21 protein-coding genes are annotated in these 26,749 nt (G+C 33.1%); 2 read left to right on the top strand and 19 right to left on the bottom strand.

Annotation, left to right across the window (positions count from 1 at the left end; all coding sequences use genetic code 11):
• Nucleotides 1-70 precede the first annotated feature (70 nt).
• Together purL and DZ67_RS0107510 are read left to right on the top strand one after the other, a co-directional pair.
• The gene (gene purL / locus DZ67_RS0107515; RefSeq protein ID WP_035907237.1) at nt 71-2,281 is read left to right on the top strand and encodes a phosphoribosylformylglycinamidine synthase subunit PurL; all 2,211 of its coding nucleotides are present in this window, start codon (nt 71-73) and stop codon (nt 2,279-2,281) included.
• A gap of 9 nt (nt 2,282-2,290) precedes the next feature.
• Entirely contained in the window at nt 2,291-3,310 is a 1,020-nt protein-coding gene (locus DZ67_RS0107510) for an aldo/keto reductase (protein ID WP_024788033.1), read from the top strand.
• Between the two features lie 4 nt (nt 3,311-3,314).
• Here the strand turns inward: DZ67_RS0107510 and DZ67_RS0107505 are convergent, their stop codons facing one another.
• The 19 genes from DZ67_RS0107505 to DZ67_RS0107415 are packed head-to-tail and all read right to left on the bottom strand — an operon-like array spanning nt 3,315 to nt 26,693.
• Entirely contained in the window at nt 3,315-3,716 is a 402-nt protein-coding gene (locus tag DZ67_RS0107505) for an arsenate reductase ArsC (protein WP_024788032.1), read from the bottom strand.
• A gap of 10 nt (nt 3,717-3,726) precedes the next feature.
• Nucleotides 3,727-4,977 carry an arsenic transporter gene (locus DZ67_RS0107500; protein WP_024788031.1) on the bottom strand — a complete coding sequence of 417 codons (1,251 nt, stop codon included), beginning with the start codon at nt 4,975-4,977 and terminating at the stop codon, nt 3,727-3,729.
• Complete coding sequence (locus DZ67_RS0107495; protein WP_024788030.1) at nt 4,974-6,278, bottom strand: APC family permease; 1,305 nt, start codon at nt 6,276-6,278, stop codon at nt 4,974-4,976. Before DZ67_RS0107495 ends, DZ67_RS0107500 begins: the two co-directional genes overlap by 4 nt.
• Nucleotides 6,275-7,678 (bottom strand): MBL fold metallo-hydrolase RNA specificity domain-containing protein, encoded by a 1,404-nt coding sequence (locus tag DZ67_RS0107490; protein ID WP_024790956.1) that lies wholly within the window; start codon nt 7,676-7,678, stop codon nt 6,275-6,277. The genes DZ67_RS0107495 and DZ67_RS0107490 overlap by 4 nt, the downstream gene beginning before the upstream one ends.
• Nucleotides 7,675-10,071: a phosphoenolpyruvate synthase gene (gene ppsA / locus DZ67_RS0107485; protein ID WP_024790145.1), complete on the bottom strand. Its 2,397-nt coding sequence runs from the start codon at nt 10,069-10,071 to the stop codon at nt 7,675-7,677. Before ppsA ends, DZ67_RS0107490 begins: the two co-directional genes overlap by 4 nt.
• A complete protein-coding gene (locus DZ67_RS0107480) occupies nt 10,068-10,976 on the bottom strand; it encodes an aldolase (RefSeq protein WP_024790144.1) in 909 nt (302 codons plus the stop codon). Before DZ67_RS0107480 ends, ppsA begins: the two co-directional genes overlap by 4 nt.
• Nucleotides 10,977-11,035: 59 nt before the next feature.
• Entirely contained in the window at nt 11,036-12,271 is a 1,236-nt protein-coding gene (locus DZ67_RS0107475; RefSeq protein ID WP_173391319.1) for an MgtC/SapB family protein, read from the bottom strand.
• Nucleotides 12,268-14,946, bottom strand: coding sequence for a plasma-membrane proton-efflux P-type ATPase (locus DZ67_RS0107470; protein ID WP_024791970.1), 2,679 nt, complete (start codon nt 14,944-14,946; stop codon nt 12,268-12,270). The genes DZ67_RS0107475 and DZ67_RS0107470 overlap by 4 nt, the downstream gene beginning before the upstream one ends.
• Nucleotides 14,946-16,235, bottom strand: a complete 1,290-nt coding sequence (locus DZ67_RS0107465; protein ID WP_024791969.1) for a dihydrolipoyl dehydrogenase family protein — start codon at nt 16,233-16,235, stop codon at nt 14,946-14,948. Before DZ67_RS0107465 ends, DZ67_RS0107470 begins: the two co-directional genes overlap by 1 nt.
• Nucleotides 16,232-17,434 carry a 2-oxo acid dehydrogenase subunit E2 gene (locus DZ67_RS0107460; protein WP_024788023.1) on the bottom strand — a complete coding sequence of 401 codons (1,203 nt, stop codon included), beginning with the start codon at nt 17,432-17,434 and terminating at the stop codon, nt 16,232-16,234. The genes DZ67_RS0107465 and DZ67_RS0107460 overlap by 4 nt, the downstream gene beginning before the upstream one ends.
• Nucleotides 17,424-18,398, bottom strand: coding sequence for an alpha-ketoacid dehydrogenase subunit beta (locus tag DZ67_RS0107455; protein ID WP_024788022.1), 975 nt, complete (start codon nt 18,396-18,398; stop codon nt 17,424-17,426). Before DZ67_RS0107455 ends, DZ67_RS0107460 begins: the two co-directional genes overlap by 11 nt.
• Nucleotides 18,385-19,356, bottom strand: coding sequence for a pyruvate dehydrogenase (acetyl-transferring) E1 component subunit alpha (gene pdhA / locus DZ67_RS0107450; RefSeq protein WP_024788021.1), 972 nt, complete (start codon nt 19,354-19,356; stop codon nt 18,385-18,387). Before pdhA ends, DZ67_RS0107455 begins: the two co-directional genes overlap by 14 nt.
• Nucleotides 19,346-19,681 (bottom strand): carboxymuconolactone decarboxylase family protein, encoded by a 336-nt coding sequence (locus DZ67_RS0107445; protein ID WP_024788020.1) that lies wholly within the window; start codon nt 19,679-19,681, stop codon nt 19,346-19,348. Before DZ67_RS0107445 ends, pdhA begins: the two co-directional genes overlap by 11 nt.
• Nucleotides 19,682-19,741: 60 nt before the next feature.
• Nucleotides 19,742-21,619, bottom strand: a complete 1,878-nt coding sequence (locus DZ67_RS0107440; RefSeq protein ID WP_024791968.1) for an acetate--CoA ligase family protein — start codon at nt 21,617-21,619, stop codon at nt 19,742-19,744.
• The gene (locus tag DZ67_RS0107435) at nt 21,616-23,190 is read right to left on the bottom strand and encodes an alpha-D-glucose phosphate-specific phosphoglucomutase (RefSeq protein WP_024788019.1); all 1,575 of its coding nucleotides are present in this window, start codon (nt 23,188-23,190) and stop codon (nt 21,616-21,618) included. Before DZ67_RS0107435 ends, DZ67_RS0107440 begins: the two co-directional genes overlap by 4 nt.
• On the bottom strand, nt 23,187-24,152 hold the full coding sequence (locus DZ67_RS0107430; RefSeq protein WP_024788018.1) for a 6-phosphofructokinase: 966 nt from the start codon (nt 24,150-24,152) through the stop codon (nt 23,187-23,189). Before DZ67_RS0107430 ends, DZ67_RS0107435 begins: the two co-directional genes overlap by 4 nt.
• A gap of 10 nt (nt 24,153-24,162) precedes the next feature.
• Nucleotides 24,163-24,978: a lipoyl synthase gene (gene lipA, locus DZ67_RS0107425; protein WP_024788017.1), complete on the bottom strand. Its 816-nt coding sequence runs from the start codon at nt 24,976-24,978 to the stop codon at nt 24,163-24,165.
• Entirely contained in the window at nt 24,968-25,552 is a 585-nt protein-coding gene (locus DZ67_RS0107420; protein WP_024790952.1) for a lipoyl protein ligase domain-containing protein, read from the bottom strand. Before DZ67_RS0107420 ends, lipA begins: the two co-directional genes overlap by 11 nt.
• Nucleotides 25,521-26,693 (bottom strand): glucose-6-phosphate isomerase, encoded by a 1,173-nt coding sequence (locus DZ67_RS0107415; protein WP_024788015.1) that lies wholly within the window; start codon nt 26,691-26,693, stop codon nt 25,521-25,523. The genes DZ67_RS0107420 and DZ67_RS0107415 overlap by 32 nt, the downstream gene beginning before the upstream one ends.
• Nucleotides 26,694-26,749: the final 56 nt, after the last annotated feature.

The following is a 26,749-nucleotide window of genomic DNA, read 5'->3' as shown; positions in this document are numbered from 1 at the left end:
ACGCTCCTCCTCTTTTTTTAATGAAATTATATCTTTATTTATGTTAAAATTCATTTAAAAAAGGCAAGTAATGTATGAGATTAATAAAAATGAACTCGACGAGCTTTTAAAAAGGCATAAATTAACAAAAGTTGATTATGAACATATTATAGAAATTTTAGGCAGAACTCCGAATTTGGTGGAACTTGGTGTTTTCAGTGCGATGTGGAGTGAACACTGTTCATATAAATCTAGCAAATGCTATTTAAAAGGATTTCCCACAGAAGCTCCGTGGGTGATTCAGGGTCCGGGTGAAAATGCGGGTGTTATTGATATCGGGGGAAACATGGCAGCTGTATTTAAAATGGAAAGTCATAACCATCCGAGTTTTATCGAGCCTTATCAGGGTGCCGCTACAGGGGTTGGAGGAATACTGAGAGATATTTTTACCATGGGGGCAAGACCGGTAGCCAATCTTAATGCAATCAGATTTGCCCATATTAAAGGTAACGATGAAACAGCCAAGCTTCATAGACACTTACTCAGCGGAGTGGTTGCCGGCATAGCCGGATACGGTAACTGTATAGGTGTTCCTACAATAGGGGGAGAAACATCATTTGAAGAGTGTTATGCGGGAAATGTTTTGGTAAATGCATTTGCCCTCGGGATTTGTCCTCAGGATGAAATATTTTATGCAAAGGCCGAAGGTATCGGAAATCCTGTAATTTATGTGGGAAGTAAAACCGGAAGGGACGGACTTGGAGGTGCCGTTATGAGCTCTGACAGTTTTAAAGAGGGAGATGAAGACCAAAGACCGACGGTTCAGGTGGGCGACCCTTTTACAGAGAAACTTTTAATGGAAGCATGTCTTGAGCTTTTTAAAACAGATTATATTGTCGGAATTCAGGATATGGGAGCCGCAGGGCTTACAAGCAGCAGCTTTGAAATGGCCGGAAAAAGCGGAAGCGGCCTTAAAATGCATTTGGATAAAGTTCCTATGAGGGAAGAAGGGATGAATCCGTATGAGCTTATGCTAAGCGAATCTCAGGAAAGAATGCTTATTTGTGCTAAAAAAGGGTATGAAGACAAAATAATCGAGATATTTAAAAAATATGATTTGGATGCCGAAGTTATAGGGGAAGTGACAAATACCGGAAAAGTGGAACTGTTCTGGCATGGAGAAAAAGTAGCCGACATTCCTGTTGCCCCGATTACCGAAGAAGCACCGGAGCTGTGCCGCCCTGTAAAAGAGCCTGAATATATAAAAACAATAAAAGATGTTGAAATACCTGAAATTAATCCACAAATTGCTTTTGAAAAATTAATCGTTGAAAGTGAAATTGTGGATAAAGCATGGATTTATGAGCAGTATGATTCAATGGTACAGACAAATACAGTGGATACTAAAAGAGTGGACGGGAGCATAATCAGGGTAAAAGAAAACGGTAAATTTATAGGAATGAGTGCGGACTGTAATGCCAGATTTTGTTATATAAATCCTCGTCTCGGAGCTTCCGCCGCTGTTATGGAATCTGGAAGAAATATAGCGGTTAAAAAAATAACTCCTCTTGCAATAACTGACTGTCTGAATTACGGAAATCCGGAAAATCCTGAAATTATGTGGCAGTTTAAAGAGGGGTGTGAGGGTATAAAAGAAGCGTGTAAGGCTTTAAATACACCGGTAGTCAGCGGAAATGTTTCACTTTATAATGAAAATGAGGGTGAAGGAATATTCCCTACACCTGAAATTGCAATGGTAGGAGTAGGGGACAGCTTTAGAACCGGTGAAATTAAAAACGAAGGTAATATAATCTATTTATTGGGAGAAACCAAAAGCGAATTTGGAGGAAGCCTGTATCTGAAAGTTTTTGGAGGTATTGTGGCTGGAGTTCATCCCGAAGTAGATTTTGTAAAAGAGCTTAAACTCTGGCGCGTACTTCAAAGCGATTTGATTGAAAGTGCAAAAGATATCTCAACTGGCGGACTTGCAATTGCCGCATATAAATGGGCATGTGTCAGCAATAAAGGGCTTGGAATTAATGTAAATATAAAACAGCCTATTGATATATTTTCTGAGAGCTTAAGCAGGGCTTTTGTAGAAATCGCCCCTGAAAACTGTGAAAGTTTTGAAAATTTATGCAATACCCTTGGGTTAAAATATGAAAAAGCCGGAATTGTTGGCGGAGATGAAATAAAAATAAATGAAATTAAAATACCTTTACAAAAAGCGAAAGATATTTATTTTAATACTTTTCCTAAAATTATGAGAAACGAATTTGATATAGCAGATGATTTGGTTTAAAGGCTTGTTTTGAAATACAGATACATAGGAAAAAGTGGACTTAGAGTCAGTGTTCTAAGTTTAGGAACAATGACATTTGGAAGTATGAGCGATAAAAAAGAGGCTTTTAGAATTTTAGATAAGACATATGAGAGTGGTATAAACTTTATAGACACTGCCGAGCTTTACCCAGTACCTCCTGAAGAAAAATATGCGGGAGAGACTGAAAAAATAATAGGAGAGTGGTTAAAAACAAAGCCAAGGGATAGCATAATCCTTGCAAGCAAAGTAGCGGGTGCCGCAAGCGGATGGTTTGTGCCTCCTATTAGACATGGGCTTACAGCAATGGACAGGTTTCATATAAAAAGGGCGGTTGAAGGAAGTTTAAAAAGACTTAATACTGATTATATAGACCTTTATCAGCAACACTGGCCTGATACAGTTGTGCCTATTGAAGAGACAATGAGGGCTTTTGATGAATTGGTTAAAGAGGGGAAAATAAGATATATTGGAACTTCCAATGACAGTGCATATGGGCTAACAAAAGCAAATACTATTGCAAAATATGAAGGGCTTGCAAGGTTTGAGAGTATTCAAAATAATTTCAGCGTGCTAAATCCAAGATTTTTTGATGAGCTTGAATATGTTTGCAAAAAAGAGCATATTTCACTTCTTCCATATTCTCCTATAGCTGGGGGAATTTTAAGCGGAAAATACAATACTTCAAATCCTCCAAAAGATGCAAGGTTTATGCTGTATCTTAATTATCCAAACAGCCGTGTCAGAAACCATGCAAAAAGATTTTATAATGAAAAAACACTTAAAGCAACAGATAAATTTTTAGAGGTCGCAAAAAAATATAATATTCATCCTGTAACTTTAGCAGTAGCATATTCAAAACATTTCGATTTTGTAGCTTCTACAATTATTGGAGCAAGAAAGCTTGAACAACTTGAGCCTTCTTTAAAAGCCGCTGAAATTAAACTAAATAGAGAAATTCTAAAAGATATTAAAAAAATTCAAGAAGAAATTCCATATCCTATGGGATGAAAACTCAAAGATTAAAAAATTTTTTAATTTCAGGAAGAAGCTTTTCTTCTATCTCTTTATATGTTTTTTGAAATTTTTCATAATCTTTTCCATCAGGGTCTTCAAAACCTACATGTATTTTAGGCACTGGTTTTGGAAAAACAGGGCAGGTCTCTTTTGCGTTATCACATACTGTTACTACTAAATCAAAGTCATCATTTATCACTTCATCTAAATTTTTTGAATGATATTTATCATCCCATATTCCATGTTCTTCTAAAACTCTTTTTGCATTTGAATTAACCTTGCCAGCAGGCTTTACTCCCGCACTTTCAGCTTCAATACCTTCAAGTTTAGCATTTACAAGCGCTTCACCAATTATACTTCTGCAGCTGTTTCCTGTACACATAATTAAAACTTTTTTCATTTTTTTCTCCTTAAATTAAAGTTAAAAGAACTATAAATAATACAGGTGGTGTAATTATAAGTCCAAACTTTGTATATTCTTTAAATGTAATTTTAATTCCTTTTTTATCTAATACATGCAGCCAAAGAAGTGTGGCTAAAGAGCCAAAAGGTGTCATTTTTGGTCCAAGATTTGAACCGATTATATTTGCATAAATCATAGCTTCATTTCCTATATGCTTTAATGAAATATCCATAATCATAACTGTAGGTAAATTATTCATAATTGCACTTAAAATAGCAGATATAAATCCTGTTGCAATAATTGCCAAATTATTATTTATTTCAAGCAGATGTTTTAAAATTATACTCAAATAATCTGTCAGACCTGCATTTTTTAGTCCATATACCACAATATAAAGCCCAATACTAAACCATACTATCTGCCAGGGAGCTGTTAAAATAATTTCTTTTGCATTAACTATTTTATTATGTGAAATTAAAAGAAAAATTAAAGCCCCTCCTAGCGCAAATATTGAAATCGGGATATGATAAAAATCTCCAATAAAATATCCGGTTAAAAGTAATGCTAAAAAGAAAAAAGAAAAAATAAATAGTTTTTCATCTTTAATTACACTTTTTGCAGGTGGCAGTAAATTTATATCAATTTTATTTGGAATTTTTTTTCTTAAAAACAGCCATAAAATAAAAGTTGAAGCTATTGTATTTACAATGAAAGGAAAAAACATATTTTTAAAATATTCAAAAAATCCTATATGGAAAAAATCTGCCGTTATTATATTTGTTAGGTTTGAAAATACAAAAGGAAGAGACGCAGAATCACTTATAAATCCACCTGCGAGTAAAAATGCAGTTATTGTTTTTAAGTTTAGTTTTAACATTTTTAATTTTGATAGTAATATAGGGGTTAAAATAAGAGCTGCCCCGTCATTTGCAAAAAATGCTGAAACTACACTTCCAAGAAGCATAGAATTTATAAACATTAAGTTTCCATTGCCGCGTGAAAGTTTTGCAATTTTTATTGCCATATATTCAAAAAATCCTAATTTATCTAAAACCATAGAAAGAATTATAATCCCAATAAATGCAAGTGTCGCATCCCAGACTATTTTAATTACTTCAATAACATCGTTAAAATTTACAACTCCTAAAATAAGAGCTATAAATGCTCCGATTATTGCAGTAGTTCCAATTTGCAGGCCTTTTGGCTGCCATATAATAAAAATTAGGGTAATCAAAAAAATTGAAAGTGCTATAATCATTCAAATTTTTTATAAATATTAGGGATTTGTTTTGTAATTTTTCTATGAGTAATTTTTCTTAATGTATATTCTATAATAAAAGCCAATATGAAACTTCCTGTTAAATACCAAATAATACTTATATCTTTTTGTGCATTATAATAAAGAGTTAAAATTACCACTAAAAACATAAAAAAAAATGCGAGAAAAACAAGATATTTGTTCGCATCTGTTCTATGATACACTCTTAAGTGCCCTAAATGGACAATGCCTTGAATTATTAAAACACTTAATGCTGCTACAGTTGTAATTTCTGTTAAATTTAAAAATAAAATTATAGGAATAATCAAAGCTACACTTATTAAAAGACCCTCAGTGGAATGAAAAATATTATATTCATATTCTTTTGGAAGTTCCCCGTTTTTTGCTAAGGTATAACTTATTTGTGTAGTTGCATAAAGTGTTGCATTTATTGCACTTGCAGTTGAAATAAGAGCAGTTATTGCCATAATTTTAAATCCAAGTTCTCCTAATACAGGTTTTGCTGCAAGAGCTAACGCATAATCTTTTGCTTTTATAACTTCTTTTAAAGGTAAATTTCCTAAAACGGTAATACTAATTGTCACATATAAAATCATTACAATTAAAATTGATAAAAGCATTGCTCTTAGCATATTTTTTTTAGAATTTTTCATATCTTCAATAGTATTTGTAATAACGCTAAAACCTTGATAAGCAAAGAAAGTAAGCCCTACAGCAAAAAACATATTAATAATTGGAGGAGTGTTTTTAATAGAAAGATATTCGGTGTTTATAGTAAAAAAAGCTAAAATGGTAAAAATAACTAAAACTGAGAGTTTAATAATTACTATTATATTTTCACTTTTAGCAACAAGATTTGCACCTATTAGATTTACTATTGTAAAAAATGCAAGAATTCCAAGACCAAAAGAATTGATGGTAAAAGTTGAAGAATGTCCAAAAAGCCTTGCTCCATATTCTCCAAAACTCTTAGTAACTGCTGCAATAGTGATAAGCTCGGCAAAATAAAACATTACACTCATTCCACCTGAGAAGATATTTACATTAAATTCTTGGACTAAATATTCAACTATTCCTCCTCGAGATGGATATCTAAGAGCTAATTTTGCAAGGGAATAACCGCTAAGAAAAGCAATAATCCCTCCAATTACAAATGAAACCCATACAATATTTCCTGCAATACTTCCGGCTTCTCCAATTACAATAAATATCCCGGCTCCAACCATAGAGCCAATACCTAAAAATATAGTGCTCCACAGCCCAAAAGCTTTATTTTTCATAGATAAATTTTTTCCCTTTCTTCTACGATATGGGCTTTTTTATTCATTTCATTTAAAATTACAGAGCGGAAAATTACCTGTTTGTCATATTCCCCGTGAATCAAAAATATTTTTTCAAGTGTTTTAAATTCCCTCAACCATTCAATTAATTCTCTCTGGTCTGCATGGGCTGAAAAACCGTTAATCGTATAAAGTTTGCTTCTGACAATAATATCCTCATGATAAATTCTGATATTTTTTGCCCCGTTTATCATATCTCTCCCGAGTGTTCCGACTGCCTGGTAACCTACAAAAATAACAGCGTTTCTCGGATTCCAGATTCTGTGTTTGAAATGATGAAGTATTCTTCCTCCGTTGCACATACCGCTTCCGGCCAAAATTACACAGCCTCTTTCAATATCATTAATTTTTTTTGACTCTTCCACATCTTTTACAAAACGCAGCTGTTTAAATTCAAATGGATGGTTTTTATATTTTTGGCAGCTTTTTTTAAGTAATTTATGCCATTTTTTATAAACAGAGGTTACTTTATCCGCCATTGGAGAATCAAGAAACACTTTTGCATCTTTTGGAAGAGATTTTTCATCGCTCATTTCTTTAAGCAGGCATAAAATCTGCTGGGCCCTTTCTATTGCAAATGTCGGAATTAATACATTTCCGCCGTTCATAAGTGTTTGAATAACCGCTTTTTTGAATTCCGTTTTGCTCTCTTCAAAACTCTTATGAAGTCTGTCTCCGTAAGTTGATTCAATAAACAGGGCGTCTGCATATGTCGGTTTTTCAAGAGGAGGTAAAATATTGTTGTTTTTGTTTCCCAAATCCCCGCTGAAAACTACTCTTTTTTTAAGTCCGAATTCTTCAAAAGTAAATTCAATAAAACTACTTCCCAGTATATGTCCGGCATCTTTATATTTTACTTTTAAATTTTTATATTTAAAACTTTTATTATATTCTATTTTTCTTTTTTTCATTTTTTTAAAAATAGATTTTACTTCATCAACGGTGTAAAGAGGTTTTCTGATTAATTTTTCTTTACCTTTTCTCTGGGCTTTTTTAAATTTTGTTTCGTAATCCTCTTCCTGAAGTTTTGCAGCATCAAGTAAAACAATTTTTGCTATGTCAAATGTAGCCGGGTGTGCAAAAACCTCTCCTTTAAATCCGTATTTGTAAAGAAGGGGAATTCTTCCTACATGGTCTAAGTGGGCATGTGTTAAAAATAAAGCGTCAATTTCTTTAGGATTAAATCCTAAAGGTTCGAAATTTTTATATTCATCATGTCCCTGAAACATACCTGCATCTATCAAAACCCTGCTTTTTACAGTATCTAAGATATGCATAGAACCTGTTACTATTTTTGCTGCACCATGAGATTCTTCGTAAGCTTGTTTTTTTAGTATCATTTTTGCTCCATTTCAGCGATATCTTTTATAATTTTCAATACGCTATCCGGGTTTAAACTCATACTTTCAATTCCGATATTGACTAAAAATTCTGCAAAATCAGGGTAATCGCTTGGTGCCTGACCGCAAAGGCCGTTATATTTGTTGTGTCTTTTTGCTCCGTCAACCGCCATTTTGACCATCTTTTTTGCACCCTCGTCCCTTTCATCATAATCGAAAGCAACTATTTGAGAATCTCTGTCAACCCCTAAAGTTAACTGTGTTAAATCGTTTGTTCCAATACTTATTCCGTCGTAAATTTCAAGGAATTTATCTATCTGGATTACATTGTTTGGTATTTCACACATCATATAAATAGGCACATTACCCAAACCGTTTTGAATCATTGCCTCTTTTACCCTTTTTGCCTCATCGATTCTTCTGCAAAACGGTATCATTAAAACAATGTTTTCAAATCCCATCTCACAGATTGCCCTTTTCATAGCAAGACATTCAAGCTCAAACCCTTCTTTATAATTCGGATGCGTATATCTGGCGGCCCCGCGGAATCCGAGCATTGGATTGTCTTCTACAGGTTCAAAATGCCTTCCCCCTAACAGATTAGCATATTCATTTGATTTAAAATCGCTCATTCTGACAATACATTTTTTAGGATAAACGCTTGCTGCAAGAGTCGCCACACCCTCACTTAATGTTTTTATAAAGAAGTCCTGGGCATCTCCGTCAAAAGGAAAGGCAAGTTCATCAATTAAAGCTCTTTCGGTTTCACTGAGTAATTCCGTATGTTTGATCGCCATAGGGTGTGCTTTTATGTAATTTGTAATAATAAATTCCATTCTGGCTAGTCCTATTCCGTCAACAGGAAGTTTGGCAAGTGAAAATGCCAGTTCCGGATTTCCTAAATTCATCATAATTTTTGTTTTTGGACGAGGAAGCTTTGAAATATCAACTTTTTCCACTTGAAATTTAAGTATTCCATCATATACTTTTCCAACTTCCCCTTCAGAGCAGCTGACTGTTACCGGTTGGTTGTCTTTTAATATTTTAGTCGCATTTTTTGCCCCTACGATTGCAGGTTTTCCAAGCTCACGACTCACAATTGCAGCGTGGCAAGTTCTCCCTCCTGTTTCTGTGATAATTGCACTTGCTATTTTCATAACAGGTTCCCAGTCTGGGCTTGTTGTAGGTGCTACTAAAACATCCCCTTTTTCAAATTTATCGGCCTCTGCCATTGAATGCATAATACATACTTTCCCAGCTCCTATTTTTTCTCCCACGGCATTTCCTGTCAGAAGCACTTTACCTTTTTCAAGCAGTTTGTATATTTCAAATTCTGTCGCCTTTTCCTGGGAATGAACTGTTTCAGGTCTTGCCTGAACCATATAAAGTTTTTCATCTATCCCGTCTTTTGCCCATTCCATATCCATAGGTGTGTAATGATTGTTTACTTCGGAATAATGTTCTTCTATTTTTATAGCCCAGTCTGCAAGTTTAAGTACTTCTTCATCAGAAATAGCAAATCTTCTTCTTTTTTCTATAGGTGTTTTAAGGTTTTTTGTAAACTGTTCTGCCAGATTTGCAGTTTCAAGTGTTTTGCTAAACACCATCATTTTTTCTTTTTCACCTAATTTTCTTTTTAAAACCGCCTTTTTCCCTTTTTTAAAAGTCGGTTTATGCACAAAAAAGCTGTCCGGATTTATAGTTCCCTGGACCACATTTTCCCCAAGCCCCCAGGCAGCATTAATAAATACAACATCTCTAAATCCTGTTTCTGTATCAATACTGAACATTACTCCGCTGCTTCCCAAGTCACTTCTTACCATTTTCATAATAACGACTGAAAGATATACTTTAAGTGGGTCGAAATCGTGGGTATATTTATAACTTATACTTCTGTCTGTAAAATTAGAAGCGATACACATTTTATATGCCCAAAGCAGATTATCTTCGCCTTTTATATTAAGATATGTTTCATTTTGCCCGGCAAATGAAGCAGTTGGTGAATCTTCCGCAGTGGCGGAGCTTCTTACGGCTAAGCTTACATCTTCTCCGTATTGCTCTTGAAGTTTGTGGTAATTTTCTAAAATCTCTTTTTTCAAATCTTCAGGAATTTTGGCTTTCATTATCAGATTTCTTGCAGTTTTACCCACTTTTTTAAGTTCATCAATATTGTCAGGATTGAAATTTTTAAATAGCTGGGCTAAAGGCTCGTTTAAATTATTTTTTTCTAAATAATGTCTATAAGCGCTTGCAGTTACAGCAAATCCGTTTGGGACATTTACACCAAGAGGTGTCAGATGGTTATACATTTCACCTAAACTTGCGTTTTTACCTCCCACTTCATCCACATCTTTAATTCCAATTTCACTGAACCATTTTATAAATTCACTCATTTTCTTCTCCTTAAAATTTTTATTGCATCTTCTACTGATTTGTTTTCGCATGTTATTGCATAAATTGCATTTGCCATTTTTATAGCTTCATCTATTGGTCTTTGATGTATATTTCTTCCTGTCCCGTTTCCCCTGGAACCGCCTATATGAATTTGGGCATATAATTCTTTTAAAAATTCTGTTTCGTCTATTTTTTTACCGCCTTCGCATAATACTCCGGTATTTCCTGCAGCAGAAGTTGCTTCTTTTAAAAGTTCAGGTTTGAATTTTCCATTTTTGTAAGGCACTTTGACTTTTGCAAAATCAGCCCCGAGACATGCGGCTACACCTGCAGCCCCTGCTATTATATGAGGGTCGTGCTCGTCTTTTACAAATTTTCCTTTTGGATACATCCATAAAACAGCAATCATTGCGTTTTTGTGGGCATCATGTACTATTTTAGCCGCTTCGCTTAACATTTCCCTTTCATATTCGCTTCCCAGATAAACGGTATATCCAACACCTTTTATATTAACTCCCATATCGTTTTTAAGTTCAATCACATTTTTCATATCAATCATCTGTTTTGAATACGGGTCTTTTGCAGAATAGGGGATTATATTTGTTTTTGAATTTAGTTTTACTAAATAAGGCACATCAGGATAAAGATTTGCATATCTTGTAATCAGTCCGAACTGAGTGGCAAAAACTCCTATTTTTGCGTTTGCTGCTATTTTAAATAAATGTTCTGGATTATTGTCGTCCTGCGATATTCCTTCGCCGTAAAAATCATTATTCAAATGTTCAATTTTCTGGTCTCCTGCAAAAAGCATAAGTCTTCCGGTATTGTTTGTAATTTCTAAAAAATTTTTTAGAAATTCCTCTTTTTTACCTATCGGCACATCTGCCGGGATATATTTTTTCATCTCCCGCTCCTTAAAAGTTTTATTTATTGTAACGCTTTTTTTCTTAAGTATTGCTTAAATTAAATTATAATACCGTAAATTATAGTAATAATTCCTAAAATAATTAAAAAAATGCTTGCTAAAAAAGTGATTTTTTTGCTAAAAATATATGAATACAAAGCTTTTAAAATATTATTGCTTCCTGCCGCTATTATAACTGCGCTTGCAATTTCATTTATATTAATGGAGATTTTGCCTGTGATTAACGATAAAATAAACGGGTCTATATCCGTAAATCCCACAATAAATGAAAGAATTTTTAGCCCCAAATTACCATAATGGATTGTTACAAACTTTGTAATTAAAATCATAAAAACAAAAAGAATTGCAAACACAAAAGCTGTACCAAGTTCTAAAGGGTTTCTATCATCAATAGGAGCTTCAATATTTAGATTTGATTTATAAAGAAAAAAAGAAATAATAATTCCAGTTAAAGAAAAAATTAAAAAAGGTATTAAAAGTTTATAAAAAATATTTTGATTAAAGATAAAAGCAATTACTAAAAGTCTTAAATACATCATAGAAGTTGCTAAAATAATGGATGAATTTATAATACTCAGCACATTGTCTTTTGCATTAATACTAAAAGCTTTTTTAGAAAGAACCACCGTTGTGGCGGTGGAAGAATAAAGACCTCCGAAAATACCTGTAATTAAAAAGGATTTGTTTTTAAAAAGAAATTTCTGTGCGATATAACTGAAATATGAAATTGCAGAAATTATTACAACTACAAGCCATATTTTAAAAGCTGAAATACCAATAAACGGTAAAGGATTTTTTGGTAAAACAGGTAAAATAACCGCACTTAAAAGAATGAATTTTCCAAAAGTTTCTATTTCATTTTGATTTATTTGCGAAAAAATATTTTTGGTGTGTGATTTATAATTTAAAATAAATACAATTGAAACAAAAATTATAGCTATAGACCATATATTTTTGGTAGTAAATAAAAGTCCTGAAAAAGAGTAAACAAGTGAAATTACCAAAAAAGAAAGAATTGAAGTTCTTAAATTTTGGTTTTTAAAATAATAATGAATCGCATAAAGGAGAGTTAAAGAAAAATATCCTAAAATATAAAGATTTATATTAATTTTATAAAAAGCAAAGCCTAAAATTCCTATAAAAGTGGAAGTTCTGGCAGAGCCGAAATGGGGCTTTTGAACCTGTTTTGATAATTTATATGTTTTAAGCTCAAGTCCTGTAAGAAAAGAAAAAGACAGAATTATTAAAAAATATAATAAATCTATTGGAATCATAAAATTTCTTCACCTTTCATTTTTCTGTAATATTTAATTACAGCCATTTTAACTGCATCGTTAAAAATAAACCAAACTATTGCATAAATCCATACAAAAAGCCCCCATGCCCATCCGATAGGTGTCATAAGTCCAAATCCATAAATTGAAATAATTGTTCCAATTATTCTTGTTGAAATTGTTGCACCAAAAAGTATTGCGCTAGGATACGGTTTTTTATAAAACCAGTCGTCAATACGCGTATTGTAAATTGTTCCGTGTCCAGCAATTACAAGTTTTGCAAAAAATGCAGCCTGAACAAATCCGAGATAACTTTTAGGATCGTGTATATTTACCCACTCAGGCACCATAGGCATAAAAAATGGAGTGTCTGGATGATATTGTAAATAAGCCATTAAAAGATAAAAAAATAAAAAGCTGCTAAGCACTCCTGCAATTCCAAGCCAGCTGGAAAGAATCAGTATCTCATGCATATCCCAACGTACCGGTTTTTCACGAACTTTTGTATTATCATATGCAATTGCCAAAATTGGAATATCATTCAAAAGGGCTAAAATAATAAGCATTAAAGCTGTAACAGGATAAATATTAAATAGAACAATAGCCAGTGTCATAAAGAATATTACCCTTAGTGTTTCGGCAATTCTAAAAACAGTATAACTTTTCATTCTTTCAAATGTAATTCTGGCTTCCTTAATTGCGTCTACAATAACTTTAAGTCCAGGAGCCATAAGAATAATATCAGCAGCCGCTCTTGCCGCATCTGTTGCACCGCTTACCGCAATTCCAGTATCTGCTTTGCGAAGAGCCGGTGCGTCATTTACACCGTCTCCCGTCATACCTACGATATGGTCTGCTTTTTGAAGCTCATCCACTATAAAATATTTATCTTCAGGAAATACTTCTGCAAAACCGTTTGCTTCTTCAATAATTTTTATAATTTCACTTTCATGTCTTTTAACAGAGCCTTTAACAAGCTTTCTTGATTTTTCTATCTCTTCTTTTACAAGTTTTACTATTTCTTTTACTTTTTCATTAACTTCCTCATCACTTAGATTCATAGCTTTCAAGAGTGCTTTTGAAATTACTTCGGAAAGTATTATATATTCGTCGTTTTTTTCGTTTTTAAGGTCTCTTATAGAATATATATTTTCTCCAATTCCCAAAATTCTTGCTATATATTTTGCTACGGCAACATTATCACCCGTTACCATTTTAACTTCAACGCCTTTTGCTTTTGCTTCTTCAATTGCCTCTTTACTGTCAACTCTAGGCGGGTCAAACAGAGGAATTAGACCTACAAAATTAAAGCTGTTTTCCTCTTTTGTTTTATAGGCCACACCAAGCGTTCTAAATCCATCTTCAGCGAATCCTTCAACTTTAGCGTAAGCTTTTTTCTTCTCATCGTCGGTTAAATTGCACATTTCAATAATAACCTGAGGGGCACCTTTTGTAACTATCATTTCTTTATAATCAAATATTAAATAGCTTTCTGTTCTTTTTCTTACAGGGTCAAATGGAATAAATTTTTCTAATGTAAATTCTGGAATTTTTAAATTGTTTTTGTCTGCCCATTCAAAAATAGGTTTTTCAATCGGGTCGTTGTTTTCTTTTTTACTTGCCAATACTGCGTAAGTAATCACTTCTTCTTGCGTATGCCCGTCTTCTGTGTAAATATTTCCTACGCTCATTTTGTTTTGTGTAAGTGTTCCCGTCTTATCAGAACACAATACATCCATTCCCGCCATTTCTTCAATAGCCGCAAGTCTTGAAACAATTGCCTGTTTTCTGGCAAGGTTCAAAGCCCCCACTGCCATTACAACCGTTAAAACTGTAGGAAGGGCTACCGGAATTGCCGCAACTGTCAAAACCAGTGAAAATTCAAGCAAATCAAAAATAGGGTCACCCCTTTTAATGCCGGCAAAGATAATAATACCTACTAAAAATACAGTAATAATTATCAAAAAGTTTCCAACTTTTATTACCATCTTTTGAAAATGGCTTCTTTGTTTTTCCTGGGCTTTTTCCACCAGTTTTACTGTTTTCCCAAAATATGTGTTAAGAGCGGTTCCAACTACAATTGCTATCATTTCACCCTGTTTTATAATAGAATTGGAATAAGCCACATCTGCCGGTTTTTTATTTACGGGCAGACTCTCACCTGTTAGGGCAGATTGGTCAACCGAAATATAATCACCTCCGCCTGTTAATTTTACATCGGCCGGGATAATGTCACCTATTTTTATTTTTATAATATCTCCGGGGACCAGTTCTTTGGCTAAAATTTCCTGCCAATTGCCATCTCTGAGAACCAGTGCTTTTCTTGCTAATTTTTTCTTTAATACTTCTATTGCGTTTAAGGCTTTGTGCTCCTGATAAAAATCAAGCCCCGCATTTACAAAAAGCATTATCATAATAATAGTAAAATCTTCCCATCTGTGAACAAGCGCACTAAGAATAGCCGCAATTTCAATCATCCAAGGAATTGGTCCCCAGAATCTCCTGAAAATTCTGTGCCACAGTGGCTCTTTATATTCGGGGATTTCATTATATCCATATTGCTTTAGTCTTTTTTTAGCTTCTTCTTCGCTAAGTCCTTTTTGCAAATCCGTTTCAAATTTTTTTGCTACTTCATCAACACTTAAATTTTTAACTTCATTAACTGGTATGGCCATTATTTAACCCTCCTTAAAACTCTGTCAATTGATTCTGAGAAAGTTGGATGAGGAAATACTGCTTTAAGCAGTGTGTCTTTATCCATCTCTCCTGCAAGGGCAGCACTTATTATTCCTATAATCTCTTCTGCATTAGGCGCTAATATTTCAGCCCCGTTTATAAAATTTTCTTCATCGGTATATAAAATTACCAGTCCGTTTTCACTGTTTAATACAGCTCCGCTTATTCCAAGACGATTTAGTGGAAAAACAGTTTTTTTACCTTCCATTTTCCCGGCAGCTGCGTAATTTAAAGGAATTGTATAGATAAATTTTGGAATATTATCAAGGCTTAGTTTTTCTTTTTTGCCCAAAATCCGGTTTGCTACATTCAGCGTCTCGGCCCTTGCTGCGTGGGCTAGCATAAGTTTTGCATTCACATCTCCAATTGCGAAAACATTTGGCAGAGTAGTTTGAAAATATTCATTTGTATCAATTCCTTTTGAAATTTTTAAATTAGGAGTTTTTATCATCCATGTATTTGGAATTCTGCCGGTTGCAACTAAAAGCAAATCAGCTTCTTTTTTGCCGTTATTCGTTTGAATTTCTACTTTTTTATTTGCAACAGCTTTGGTTATAGATGTGTTAGGAACTAAATTTATGCCTATTAACTTCAACTGCTCTTGTAGTTTTTCAACAATTTCAGGAGCTATTTTTTTAGAAATATTTTCATGTCTATAAATTAAATCAACTTTTACACCAAGCGCTGCAAAATATCCTGCAAATTCAAGCCCAATTGGGCCACTTCCGTATATTGCGATATGTTTTGGCAATTGAGTTAAAGAAAACACTTCTTTTGAAGTGATTATTTTTTTGTTATCAACTTCTATTCCATCAGGTACTCTTGGGTGAGAACCAGTCCCAATTATTATATATTTTGCTTTTAAAATTTCTCCATTTACTTCTATACCTTCATCGGTTACATATCCTTTTGCTTCTAAAACTTCTACGCCTGCGGCTTTTAACTGCATTTTAATAGCCTCAGTATTTTTTTTAATCCTATCAAATGTTTTGTTAAGTAATTTTTCTACATTAACTTTTGCCTTTTCAATAAAAACATCTTCACTTGATTCTAAAACTGTTTTAGCCCTATGAAGCATATTTTTTGAAGGAATACATCCTGCATGCAGACAATTTCCTCCTAAAAAATTTAAATCTTTTTCTATTAACGTGACTTTAAGCCCTGCTTTTGCCAAAACAACGGCGGCTGCATAATTAAGTCCGCCCCCCAAACATATTACATCTCTCATTTTATCCCTTTAATTTCATTTTTAAAATCATTTACAAATTTAGCCGCTTCCACGCCGTTTATAATTCTATGATCAAATGTAAAAGTAACTTTTATTTTTCCGTCAATTAAACTTCCAACAGCCATTATACCGCTATCTTTATCATTTATTAAAGCGCTAAATCTTTTAATATTAAACATTCCAAGATTGCTAAGTCCAAAAGTAGAGTTTGTTAAATCTTCAATAGTAAGTCTTTTTGTCTTAATTTCTTTTAACCATTCATTTATTTCATTTAAAGTTTTTTCTTCTGCTTTTTTAATTACAGCCATATAAAGTCCATCATTTCTACTAACTGCAACAGATATGTTTGAAGCAGGGTAGGTAAGTAAGCTATTGTCTTTTAAAACACTTCTTGTAAGCGGATTTTTTTGCATAGCATTTGCTAAAGCTTTAATTAAAATGGCCGTCAATTTAATGCCTTCTTTTTTTTCAATTTCTATTTCTTCAAATATAAAGAATATAGGTTTTGTAAGTGAATTTTCAACATTTTTGATAACAGCCAACTGATTTGCGTTAAGTTTTATTGTTTTTGCGATATTATTTGTTTTTATATAATTTAATACTTCAGTTTCTCTTATTTTATGGTTTAATTTGAATTCATTTATGTCTAAATTGTATTCATTTATTAATTTAGCTGCTTTTTTTGTAAAATATCTGTTTAGCAAAAATTCGTTAATATCTTTTTCGTGGGCGGGTTTTGGAAGTTTTTCTTCTTTTTGAAGTTTTTCTATATCAATGTTATACTCTTTTGCTTTTTTCTTTGCCACAGGTGATGCATTGCCGGAAATTGATTGTTCTGAAGAAGAAGTCAGTTCGTTAATTAATTTATCAATATCTATTTCTTCACTACTTGGCTTCTTGGAACTTAAAACTTGGCTACTTGGCTTCTTGGAACTTGAAACTTGGCTACTTGGTTCTTGCCCACTCTTCTCAATTATTGCAATAACGCTTTTTACCGGAACTTCATCCCCAACATTAGCTAAAATTTTTTTAACAACACCGTTTTCGTAGTTTTCTATATCCATGGTGGCTTTGTCGGATTCCACTTCAACTAATTTGTCGCCTTTTTTTACAATATCCCCAACACTAACATACCATTTAACAATTTTACCTTTATCCATTGTGTCGGATAAAATAGGCATTGTAACTTTATATTCCATTTTGGGCCTTCCATTTAAGGATTTTTTGAGTTATTTTATCGGGTGTAGGAATTGAAGCGAGTTCAAGTTTTCTGTTATAAGGAATAGGAACTTCTTCTCCAGCAATTCTAAGAAGTGGTGCGTCTAAATTGTAAAAACACTCTTCTATAATCTCGGCGGCTATTTCAGCTCCCATTCCGCCTGTTTTATGGTCTTCTTCTACAATTACACATTTTTTTGTTTTTTTAATAGACTCTGCTATTGTTTCAATATCTAGGGGTCTAAGAGAATTTAAATCAATAATTTCAGCGTCAATTCCTGCTTTTTCAAGCTCTTTTACAGCTTCGATTACATCATATCTCATTTTAAAATAAGTAAGTATTGTTAAATCTTTTCCCTTTTTTACAACTTCTGCTTTAAAAGGATTGAAGTTTTCAATTTCTTTAAACTCCATATCAACCGGATAAAGCAGTTCATGTTCAAGAAAAATTACGGGGTCGTTGCTGAAAATAGCCCATTTTAACGCATGGTATGCATATGTTGCATTGCTTGCACACAAAACATAAAGTCCGGGAACTGAGCTGAGCATTGTTTCATAATTTTCACTGTGCTGGGCGGCAAGCTGACGAGATACACCCCCAGCCATTCTAATAGTAAGCGGCAGGGTGATTTTTCCCCCGCTCATATATCTGAGTTTACTTGCATGATTTATAATTTGGTCAAATGCAAGAAGCGAAAAATTTTCTGTCATTATTTCGGCTATCGGCCTAAGTCCTCCTATGGCCATACCGACCGCATTTCCCACAATACTGAGTTCCGCTATAGGAGTATCGATTACCCTTTTTTTTCCGTATTTGCTGAAAAGTCCTTCGCTTACCCTGTAACTTCCCCCGTATCTTCCTACATCTTCACCGAGAATAACTATACTTTCATCTTCCGCCATTGATTCGTCAATGGCTCTGTTTAATGCCTCACGATACAACATTTTCACACTCCTTGCAATATACATCTTTATATAATTCATCTATTTCAGGTTCCGGGGAATTAGCTGCAAATTCGACGGCCTCTTCAATTTCTTTTTCTACTTTTTTATCCGTTTGATTAAAATATTCTTTTTCAACAATTCCTTCTTTTATGGCTCTGTTTTTTAGATTTTCAATAGGGTCTCTTCTTTTAAAAATATCTATTTCTTCTTCACTTCTGTATTTTCCGGCATCGCTCATAGAATGCCCTTCGTATCTGTATGTTTGGGCTTCTATAAAATAAGGTCCGAGGCCGTTTTCTATATATTCTTTTGCCTTTAAAACCTCATTATAAACCTCGCATACATCCATTCCGTCAATTCTAACGGCCGGCATATAATTTTTTGCCTTTTTGTAAAGCTCTTCAAAAGGGCTGACCCATCCGATTCTTGTGCCTATTGCGTAGAAATTATTTTCTATAAAAAATATAATCGGAAGTTTCCATGCGGCGGCTAAATTGATACTTTCAAAAAAAGCGCCTCCGTTTGTGGCTCCGTCTCCGCCTATTGCAAAAACCCCTGCATTTTCACCCTGAATTTTCCTGGCATATGCGCAGCCTACAGCCATAGGAAACTGGCCTCCTACAATTGCATCTCCTCCGTAAAAACTGAGTTTTGGCTCGAAAAGGTGCATACTTCCGCCTTTTCCTTTTGAAATTCCTGTTTTTTTACCGAAAAGTTCGGCCATTATGAGTTTAGGCTCCATCCCCCTTGCAACTGCAAGCACATGCTCACGATAATGGGTAAAAACATCACCTTTGTCAAATGCCTGCATAGTTCCGACACTCACAGCCTCCTGACCTATATCAAGATGTAAAAACCCAGCAATATTCCCTTTCATATACTCCTGTTTTGCAGCTTCTTCAAAACGGCGTCCCAGTTTCATCAGATAATAAAATGTTTTTATTTCACTAACTTTCATTTCCAAACTCCTCAATTGCTTCAAGTAGAGGTATCATATACATTAGAGCTGGACCTCCGTGCATTAAAACGGCCTGAAATCCCGCATCTAAAATTTCATCTTTTGTTGCTCCAAGATTTAGAGCGTTTTTTGTATGAAATGCTATGCACCATTGACACTGAGCCGCAACAGCCAAAGATATATTTATAAGTTCTTTGTTTTTAGCGCTAATTGCAGAATCTTTTTCAGCCCTCTGCATAAAATTTAAAAAAGACTGAATCTCTTCGGGTTTGTTTTTTTTAAGCTCTTCTAATAATTTTCCGATTTCCTGTAATTTTTCCTTCATTTTCCCTCCTTAAAAGTTTTATATCTATATTTTAACTCTTCAAACTTAAAATGAACTTAATTATAATATTTTTGCCGCCTCTTCAAGCGAAGTAAAATAGAGTCTGTTTTGATTTTCAAGATAATTTATTGTATCAAGAAAACTTTCTTTTCCAAGCAGTATAGGAATATATTTGTCATTGTTTAAAATTTTTACAATAGATAAAGCATCCGTCATATATTGAGGGGTTATAATTACAAAAATAATATCGCCCAAATTTTTTACTGTTTCAAGGGCTGCTTTGTACCTTTCATCTGTCGCATCTCCTATTACATCGATAGGGTTGTTGTGAGACCAGGTAGGAGGAAGCACTTTATTTAATTTCTCAATTGTTTTTTTATCGAGTTCTTTAATTTTAGCGTATTGACTTACCAAATCGGTAAGAATTGTTCCAGGACCTCCTGCGTTTGTAACGATAATTACTTCTTTTGCCTTATATTCCGGCGAATAAATTAAACTCTCAATAGAGTTTTTAAATACAGCTCCTGCATTTTCACTTAAAATTTTAAACATTTCAAAATCTCCTGCTAAATTTCCTGTATGGGAAAATGCAGCTTTTTTGGCGGCTTTGCTTTTTCCTGCTTTAAAAATTAAAATATCTTTTTTTGAGTTCCTAATAGCTTTTAAAAACTCTTTTCCGTATTGAATACCCTCAGCATAAATTGAAATTGTTTTACAATTTTTTTGATTATTTAATTCATTTATGGCATTTGCAAAATTAAAATCAGCCATATTTCCCATTGAAATAATATGGGAAAATCCTATTTTATTTTGGGCAGCTTTATCCATAATTGCAGTTAAAACCGCACCTGACTGGGAAATAAGCCCTATATCCCCTTTATAAATTGAGCTTTTTGCAAAGGTTAAATTAAGTTCTTTATCAGCGTTGTAAATTCCGAGACAGTTAGGTCCTACAATGTTTAAATCATATTTTATTGCCAGTTCTTTTAATTTTTTTTCAGCTTCAATATTTCCAATTTCTTTAAAGCCGGCAGAAATAATTATAAAATTTTTACAGCCTTTACATGCCATTTTTTCAACTGTGTCTAATACAAACTTGGTAGGAATTGCAATTACAGAAGTATCAATAGGAGGTAGTTCGTCAATTGATTTATAAACTCTTTTGTCAAAAAGGGTGTTTAAATGAGGGTTTACAAAATAGATGTTTGCTTTTGAATTTAGTGCATTTTTGGCTATTGCGTATCCGACTTTCTCCTCTTTGTCGGTTGCCCCAAATATTGCTATATTTTCATTTTTAAAGATTGAGTGTTTTTTAGAATAAAAAGTTTTTTTATTTTTTTTACCTTCTTTTATTCTTACATCAACTGCAATTGCACCTTTTTCATTTACGATTAAAGGATTTATGTCAAATTCTGTTATATTTTCATTGTTAAACATAATCTGAAGTTTTTTAATTACATCTATTACAGCGCCTAAATTATATTTTTTGCCCCTGAACTCAGGAAATATTTTTGAAATTTTTGTTTTTTTAATTGCCTTTGTTATTTCATTTTCATCCGCATTTGTGTCAATATAAGTTATGTCTTTTTCGATTTCTACTAATGTCCCTCCGCTTCCAAAAATTAAAACCTCTCCAAAAATTCCGTCAAATTTCCCGCCGATAATAAGTTCAATTCCTTTAACTTCTTCTTGAATTAAAAACTCACTATTTTCATCAAAAGAGATATCGTGTTTTTTAAGATTATTTAAAATTATTTCTTTTGCTTTTTTTAATTCATCATTATTTTGAATATCTGTAATTACCCCTCCAATATCACTTTTATGAACAGGTAAATCTATTTTTAAAACACAAGGAAATGTATCAAAGCTTAAAATTTCATTTATTTTTACTCTTTTTTCTTTTGGAGTGGGGATGTTATATTTTTGTATTAGATTCATTTTAATTCCTCAAATATTTTTTGCAACTCTTCTTGAATTTCTTTTATAATTGCTTCAAGATGTTCCTCTGATATAAAACTTTCGGCATAAATCTTATAAATATCCTCCGTGCCGCTCGGTCTAAACGCCATCCATGAATTTTTCGTTACAATTTTCATACCTCCGATAGGTTCGTTATTACCAGGTGCTTTTGTATAGATTTTTTCTATTTTTTCTCCGGCGAGTGTTTTTATATTTAAATGTGTAATTGATTTTAAAATTTCTTTTTGTTTCTTTGTAGCAGGGGCGTCAATTCTTTTATAATAGCTTTTGCCAAAATCTGCTTCAAATTCAGAATAAATATCTGCAATGTCTTTTTTGGTTTTTGCCATAATTTCTATTGCAAGGAGATTCATTATTATACCGTCTTTATCACTGCTCCAGGGGCTTGCATCGTATCTTAAAAAGCTGGCCCCAGCACTCTCTTCTCCGGCAAATCCGAGCTGTCCTTCGTATAAACCTTCTGCAAAATATTTAAATCCCACAGGTGTTTCATAAACTTCCACGCCAAGAGAATCTGCAACTCTATCAATCATAGAAGAAGTTACAACTGTTTTTCCTACTTTCAAATGTTTTGGCCAGTTTCTATGTTTAAAAAGATACCACATTGCAACTGTTAAATAATGGTTTGGATTAATAAGTCCTCCTTTAGGAGTTACAATTCCATGTCTGTCTGAATCGGTATCGTTTCCAAAGGCTAAATCATAATTGTCTTTTAGTTTTAAAAGATTTTTCATAGCATAAGGGCTTGAGCAGTCCATTCTTATTTTGCCGTCTTTATCAGAAGGCATAAATGAAAATGTAAAATCAACTTCACCATCTTTTATATCAAAATCGACCCCCCAGATTTCATTAATTTTTTTATATACGGGAATTGCGCTTCCTCCAAGAGGGTCTGCAGCTATTTTTAATTTTGAATTTTTAATTAAGTCCATATCAACTATTTTGTTTAAATTTTTAACATAAGGCGTTATAAAATCGTCTGTTTTTATTTTTTTGAGTGCAATTTCATAATCTATTGTTTTATAATTTTTGTTTTCCAAATAAAAATTTGCTTTTTTTTCTATTGTTTTTGTTATATTTGTTTCGCTTGCGCCTCCGTTTATGGCATTATATTTAAATCCTCCGTCTTCCGGGGGGTTATGCGAAGGCGTTATAACTATTCCGTCCGAGTTTTTATTTTTTTTGTTGTGCTCAATTATTGTGTGTGAAATTACAGGAGTAGGGGTGTAATCGTTATTTATTACAACTTCTATGTCATTTGCGCAAAGTACCCTTATAGCGCTCATTTCAGCCGGAGTAGAAAGTGCGTGGGTGTCTTTCCCTATAAATACCGCTCCTGTAATAGATTTTTCTTTTTTATAATCGGCAATTGCCTGAGCAATTGCAAAAATATGCTCTTCATTGAATGTTTTATTATTTGCACTTCCCCTGTGACCACTTGTACCAAATGAGACTCTTTCATTTTTATCTTTTGGATTTGGTTTTAGATAAAAATAGTTTGAAATAAGTTTAGGTATATTTGTTTTCATTTTTCAACTCCCATTAATGGATATGCTATTTTTAGAAGTTTTTTATCAAGTGAATATGTTGAGCTTTCAATTTCTTCTAAATCTCTTAAAATAAATTTATCATCAAAATAAGTAACAATTTTATTTGGGTTGTTTTTTATATTATCAAGTGCAGTTACTACAAATTCAGAGGCTCTTAGTCTTTCAATTACAGTAGGGCTTCCGCCTCTTTGAATATGTCCTAAAACAGTTAGACGACTTTCAAAACCTATTTCTTTTTCAAACCACTCTTTTATTTTTTCACTTATTTTAAGTCCTTCTGCAATAATCGCTATAAAATAATCTCTTCCGTTTTTTATTTCTTTTAAATATCTTTTTTTAAGATTTTCGAGATTATATTCCTCTTCTGGAATCAAGCACATTTCAGCTCCGTTTGCAACAGCGCTGGTCAGTGCTAAATATCCGCACTCCCTTCCCATTGTTTCTATTACAAAAGCCCTGCTGAATGAACTTGCCGTATCCCTTATATCATCGACGGCGTTTCTTATTATATTTAAAGCAGTATCCACCCCGATGGAGTATTCATTTAAAGGTATGTCGTTGTCAATTGTGGCAGGTATTCCCATAAACGGAACTTTAAATTCGTTATAAAAAACATTCAAAGCCCTGAAACTTCCATCACCCCCCAAAATTACAAGTGCGTCTATATTATGCTTTTTAATATTTTCAAAGGCTTTTTTTCTGTAATTTTTATCATACCATCTAATTGAGCGGGCGGATTTTATAACTGTTCCGCCTCTATATATAATTCCGCTTACATCTTTAAAAGAAGCTTTTTTTATATCTCCATCAATTAAGCCTTCTAAACCTCTGTAAACAAAATATGGTGTAAAGCCTAATTCATAAGAATATTCAACAAATTTTTTAATGGCATTGTTCATACCGCTGGAATCTCCTCCGCTGCATAAAATTGCTATATTCATTTTTTTCTCCTTATAATTTATCTGCATAGTAACTGCTTCTAACTAATTCACCACTTGCAACCGCTTCAAATCCTATTGAGTAAGCCAATTTTTCAAGAATTTTAAATTCTTCATGAGAATAATATTTTTTCACAGGATAATGATGAGGTGAGGGACGAAGATACTGGCCTATTGTAATTTGAGAAACTCCTGCATTTTGTAAATCTATTAATGTTTTTTCAATTTCTTCAAAATCCTCACCAAATCCTACTATTAAAGAAGATTTTGTTATTTTGTATTTTGAATAGAATTTAAGAATTTTTAGAGATAATTCATAAGATGATTTAGGCTTTAGTTTTTTATGGAGTCTTTTTACTGTTTCTATATTATGAGCTAATTTATCTGCACTTGAAGTAGCTAATAAAGATAAAGCCTCTATATCACCTCTGAAATCAGGTGTTAGAGCTTCTATTTTAGTTTCAGGATTAATTTCTTTTATTTTTTCAATTGTCCTGTGCCAGTGAATGCTTCCAAAATCTTCTAAATCATCCCTGTCAACCGATGTTATTACGACATATTTAAGTTTCATTTCTTTTATGGCGTTTGCTACTTTTTCAGGCTCAGCTTCATTGATTTTTTGAGGCTTTCCCTTATTAACACCGCAAAATCTGCAGTTTCTGGTGCATACATTTCCCAAAATCATAAAAGTGGCAGTGCCTCTTGCGAAGCATTCGCTTATATTCGGGCATTTTGAAGAGTAGCAGACGGTATTAACGCCGTATTTATCGATAATGTTTTTTGTAGTTGAAATTACCTCTTTGCTTGGGGCTGTAACTTTAGGCTTCATCGAAAACTTCTTTTATTATTTTTTTTAAATCTTTTTTTACTTCTTCAATTGAAATGTCAATTCCTTCATTTTTAAAGGATGTGGCTTTTATTCCTTTTAAATTGCAGGGATTTATTTTATTGAAATTATCTAAATTTGGATTTATGTGTATGGAAATCCCGTGATTTGAGCGGCATTTTTCATAATGAAACCCGAGGGACGCTATTTTTCTGTTTTGAATGTAATATCCTGGCTTTTTTTTGTCATAAAAAACGGGTTTGTCAAATTTATTGAAAAATTTGTTTAAAACTGTTCTTATTTTTTTAAAAAACAAAGGGGGGTTGTTTACATTAAATATAAAATAAAGCATCAATGTCCCTTCGTCAAAATATGTAATGCTGCCGCCTCTTTTAACGGGGGTGGCAAAAGGGAAAAGTTTTGCTTCTTTTTCTCCAACAGTATATACAGGATAATGTGTTGCAAAAAGCAAAAAATTTTCTTTTAAAGAAGTTAACTTCTCCTGTAATAATAAAAACTTATTATATTTTAGTAATCCTAAATCTTTAAAATTTATTTCTGAGAATTTGTTTTCCAAGTTCCACTCCCGGCTGATTGTATGTATTTATTCCAAGCAGGCTTCCTATGGCGCTTGTTAAAATTTCATAATACATTATTAAATTTCCCGCATTTTTTTCATTTATTTGTGAAATTGTTATTAAATCTATCGGATAATTTTTACTAAGCAGTGCTTCAAGCGTGGAGTCGCATTCTTTGTTTATCAGTTCGTTAAATGTATGGGCATTTACAAAATCTGTTGCTTCTAAATAAGGCAGATTAATATCAGGAATTGTTAATTTGCTTTGAAAATTTTCTATTTTTACAAATGTAAGTGTTTTTTTGCCCATACCTTCCATCAAAAGCTGTAAGAATGAGTGTTGGTCTATACTTCCTATGTGACCTACCGGCATTATCTCTTTGCCGTCTTTTCCCAAAGATTCGCCAAACAGCTGAACAAACCAGTCTTTAAATGAAGAGAGCATATTGGAATAGGCAAACATTACATTTATGGGATATTTTTGATAATTTTGGGCATAAAAGGCGGCTTTTTTGTTTAAATGCCATTCTTTTTTTTGAAAAAATTTTTCCCTGAATTCTTTTGCACCTTCAAGCAGATTTTTTACATTAAGCCCGGCGGCTTTAAGCGGAACAGTTCCCACTGCGCTTAGCACGGAAAATCTTCCGCCTACATTACTCGGGATATGAAATGTTTCCAGATTCCATTTCTTGGCGAATTTGTCAAGAGGAGAATTTTCGTCGGTTATTATTTTTAAATTTTTTGCATTTTTACCTAAATTGAATTTTTTTATTATTTCTTTAAAAATAGAAATTGTTTCTATTGTTTTTCCCGATTTTGAGATAACAAAAAAGAGAGGATTAGTTATTTCTTTTAATTTTTCTTCAATGTCCACAGGGTCCGGATTCTCAAGAAAAATCATTGTTTTCAGTTTTCTTTTAAAAATATTGTAAATAGCTTTCGCCCCAAGGGAGCTTCCGCCTATTCCTATTACAACCACTTCATTATATTCTGCGCCAAAGTCAATATCCAAAAATTTTTGAGAATGCTCAGGCAGACGGTAATATCCTATTTCTCTGCTTTCAAATTCTTTTAAAATATTGTCATACGCTTTTTGCTCCAACTTTTTATTGTCGTAATCAAAAAATAAACTGTAATTCATTGAACGCCCCTTCAATCATATAATTTAAAAATATTATATCACTTATTATAAACTTT

The organism is Lebetimonas sp. JS138, assembly GCF_000523335.1.
In the GTDB taxonomy this organism is placed as follows: domain Bacteria; phylum Campylobacterota; class Campylobacteria; order Campylobacterales; family Nautiliaceae; genus Lebetimonas.
This window is presented reverse-complemented; position numbering and strand designations above follow the sequence as displayed.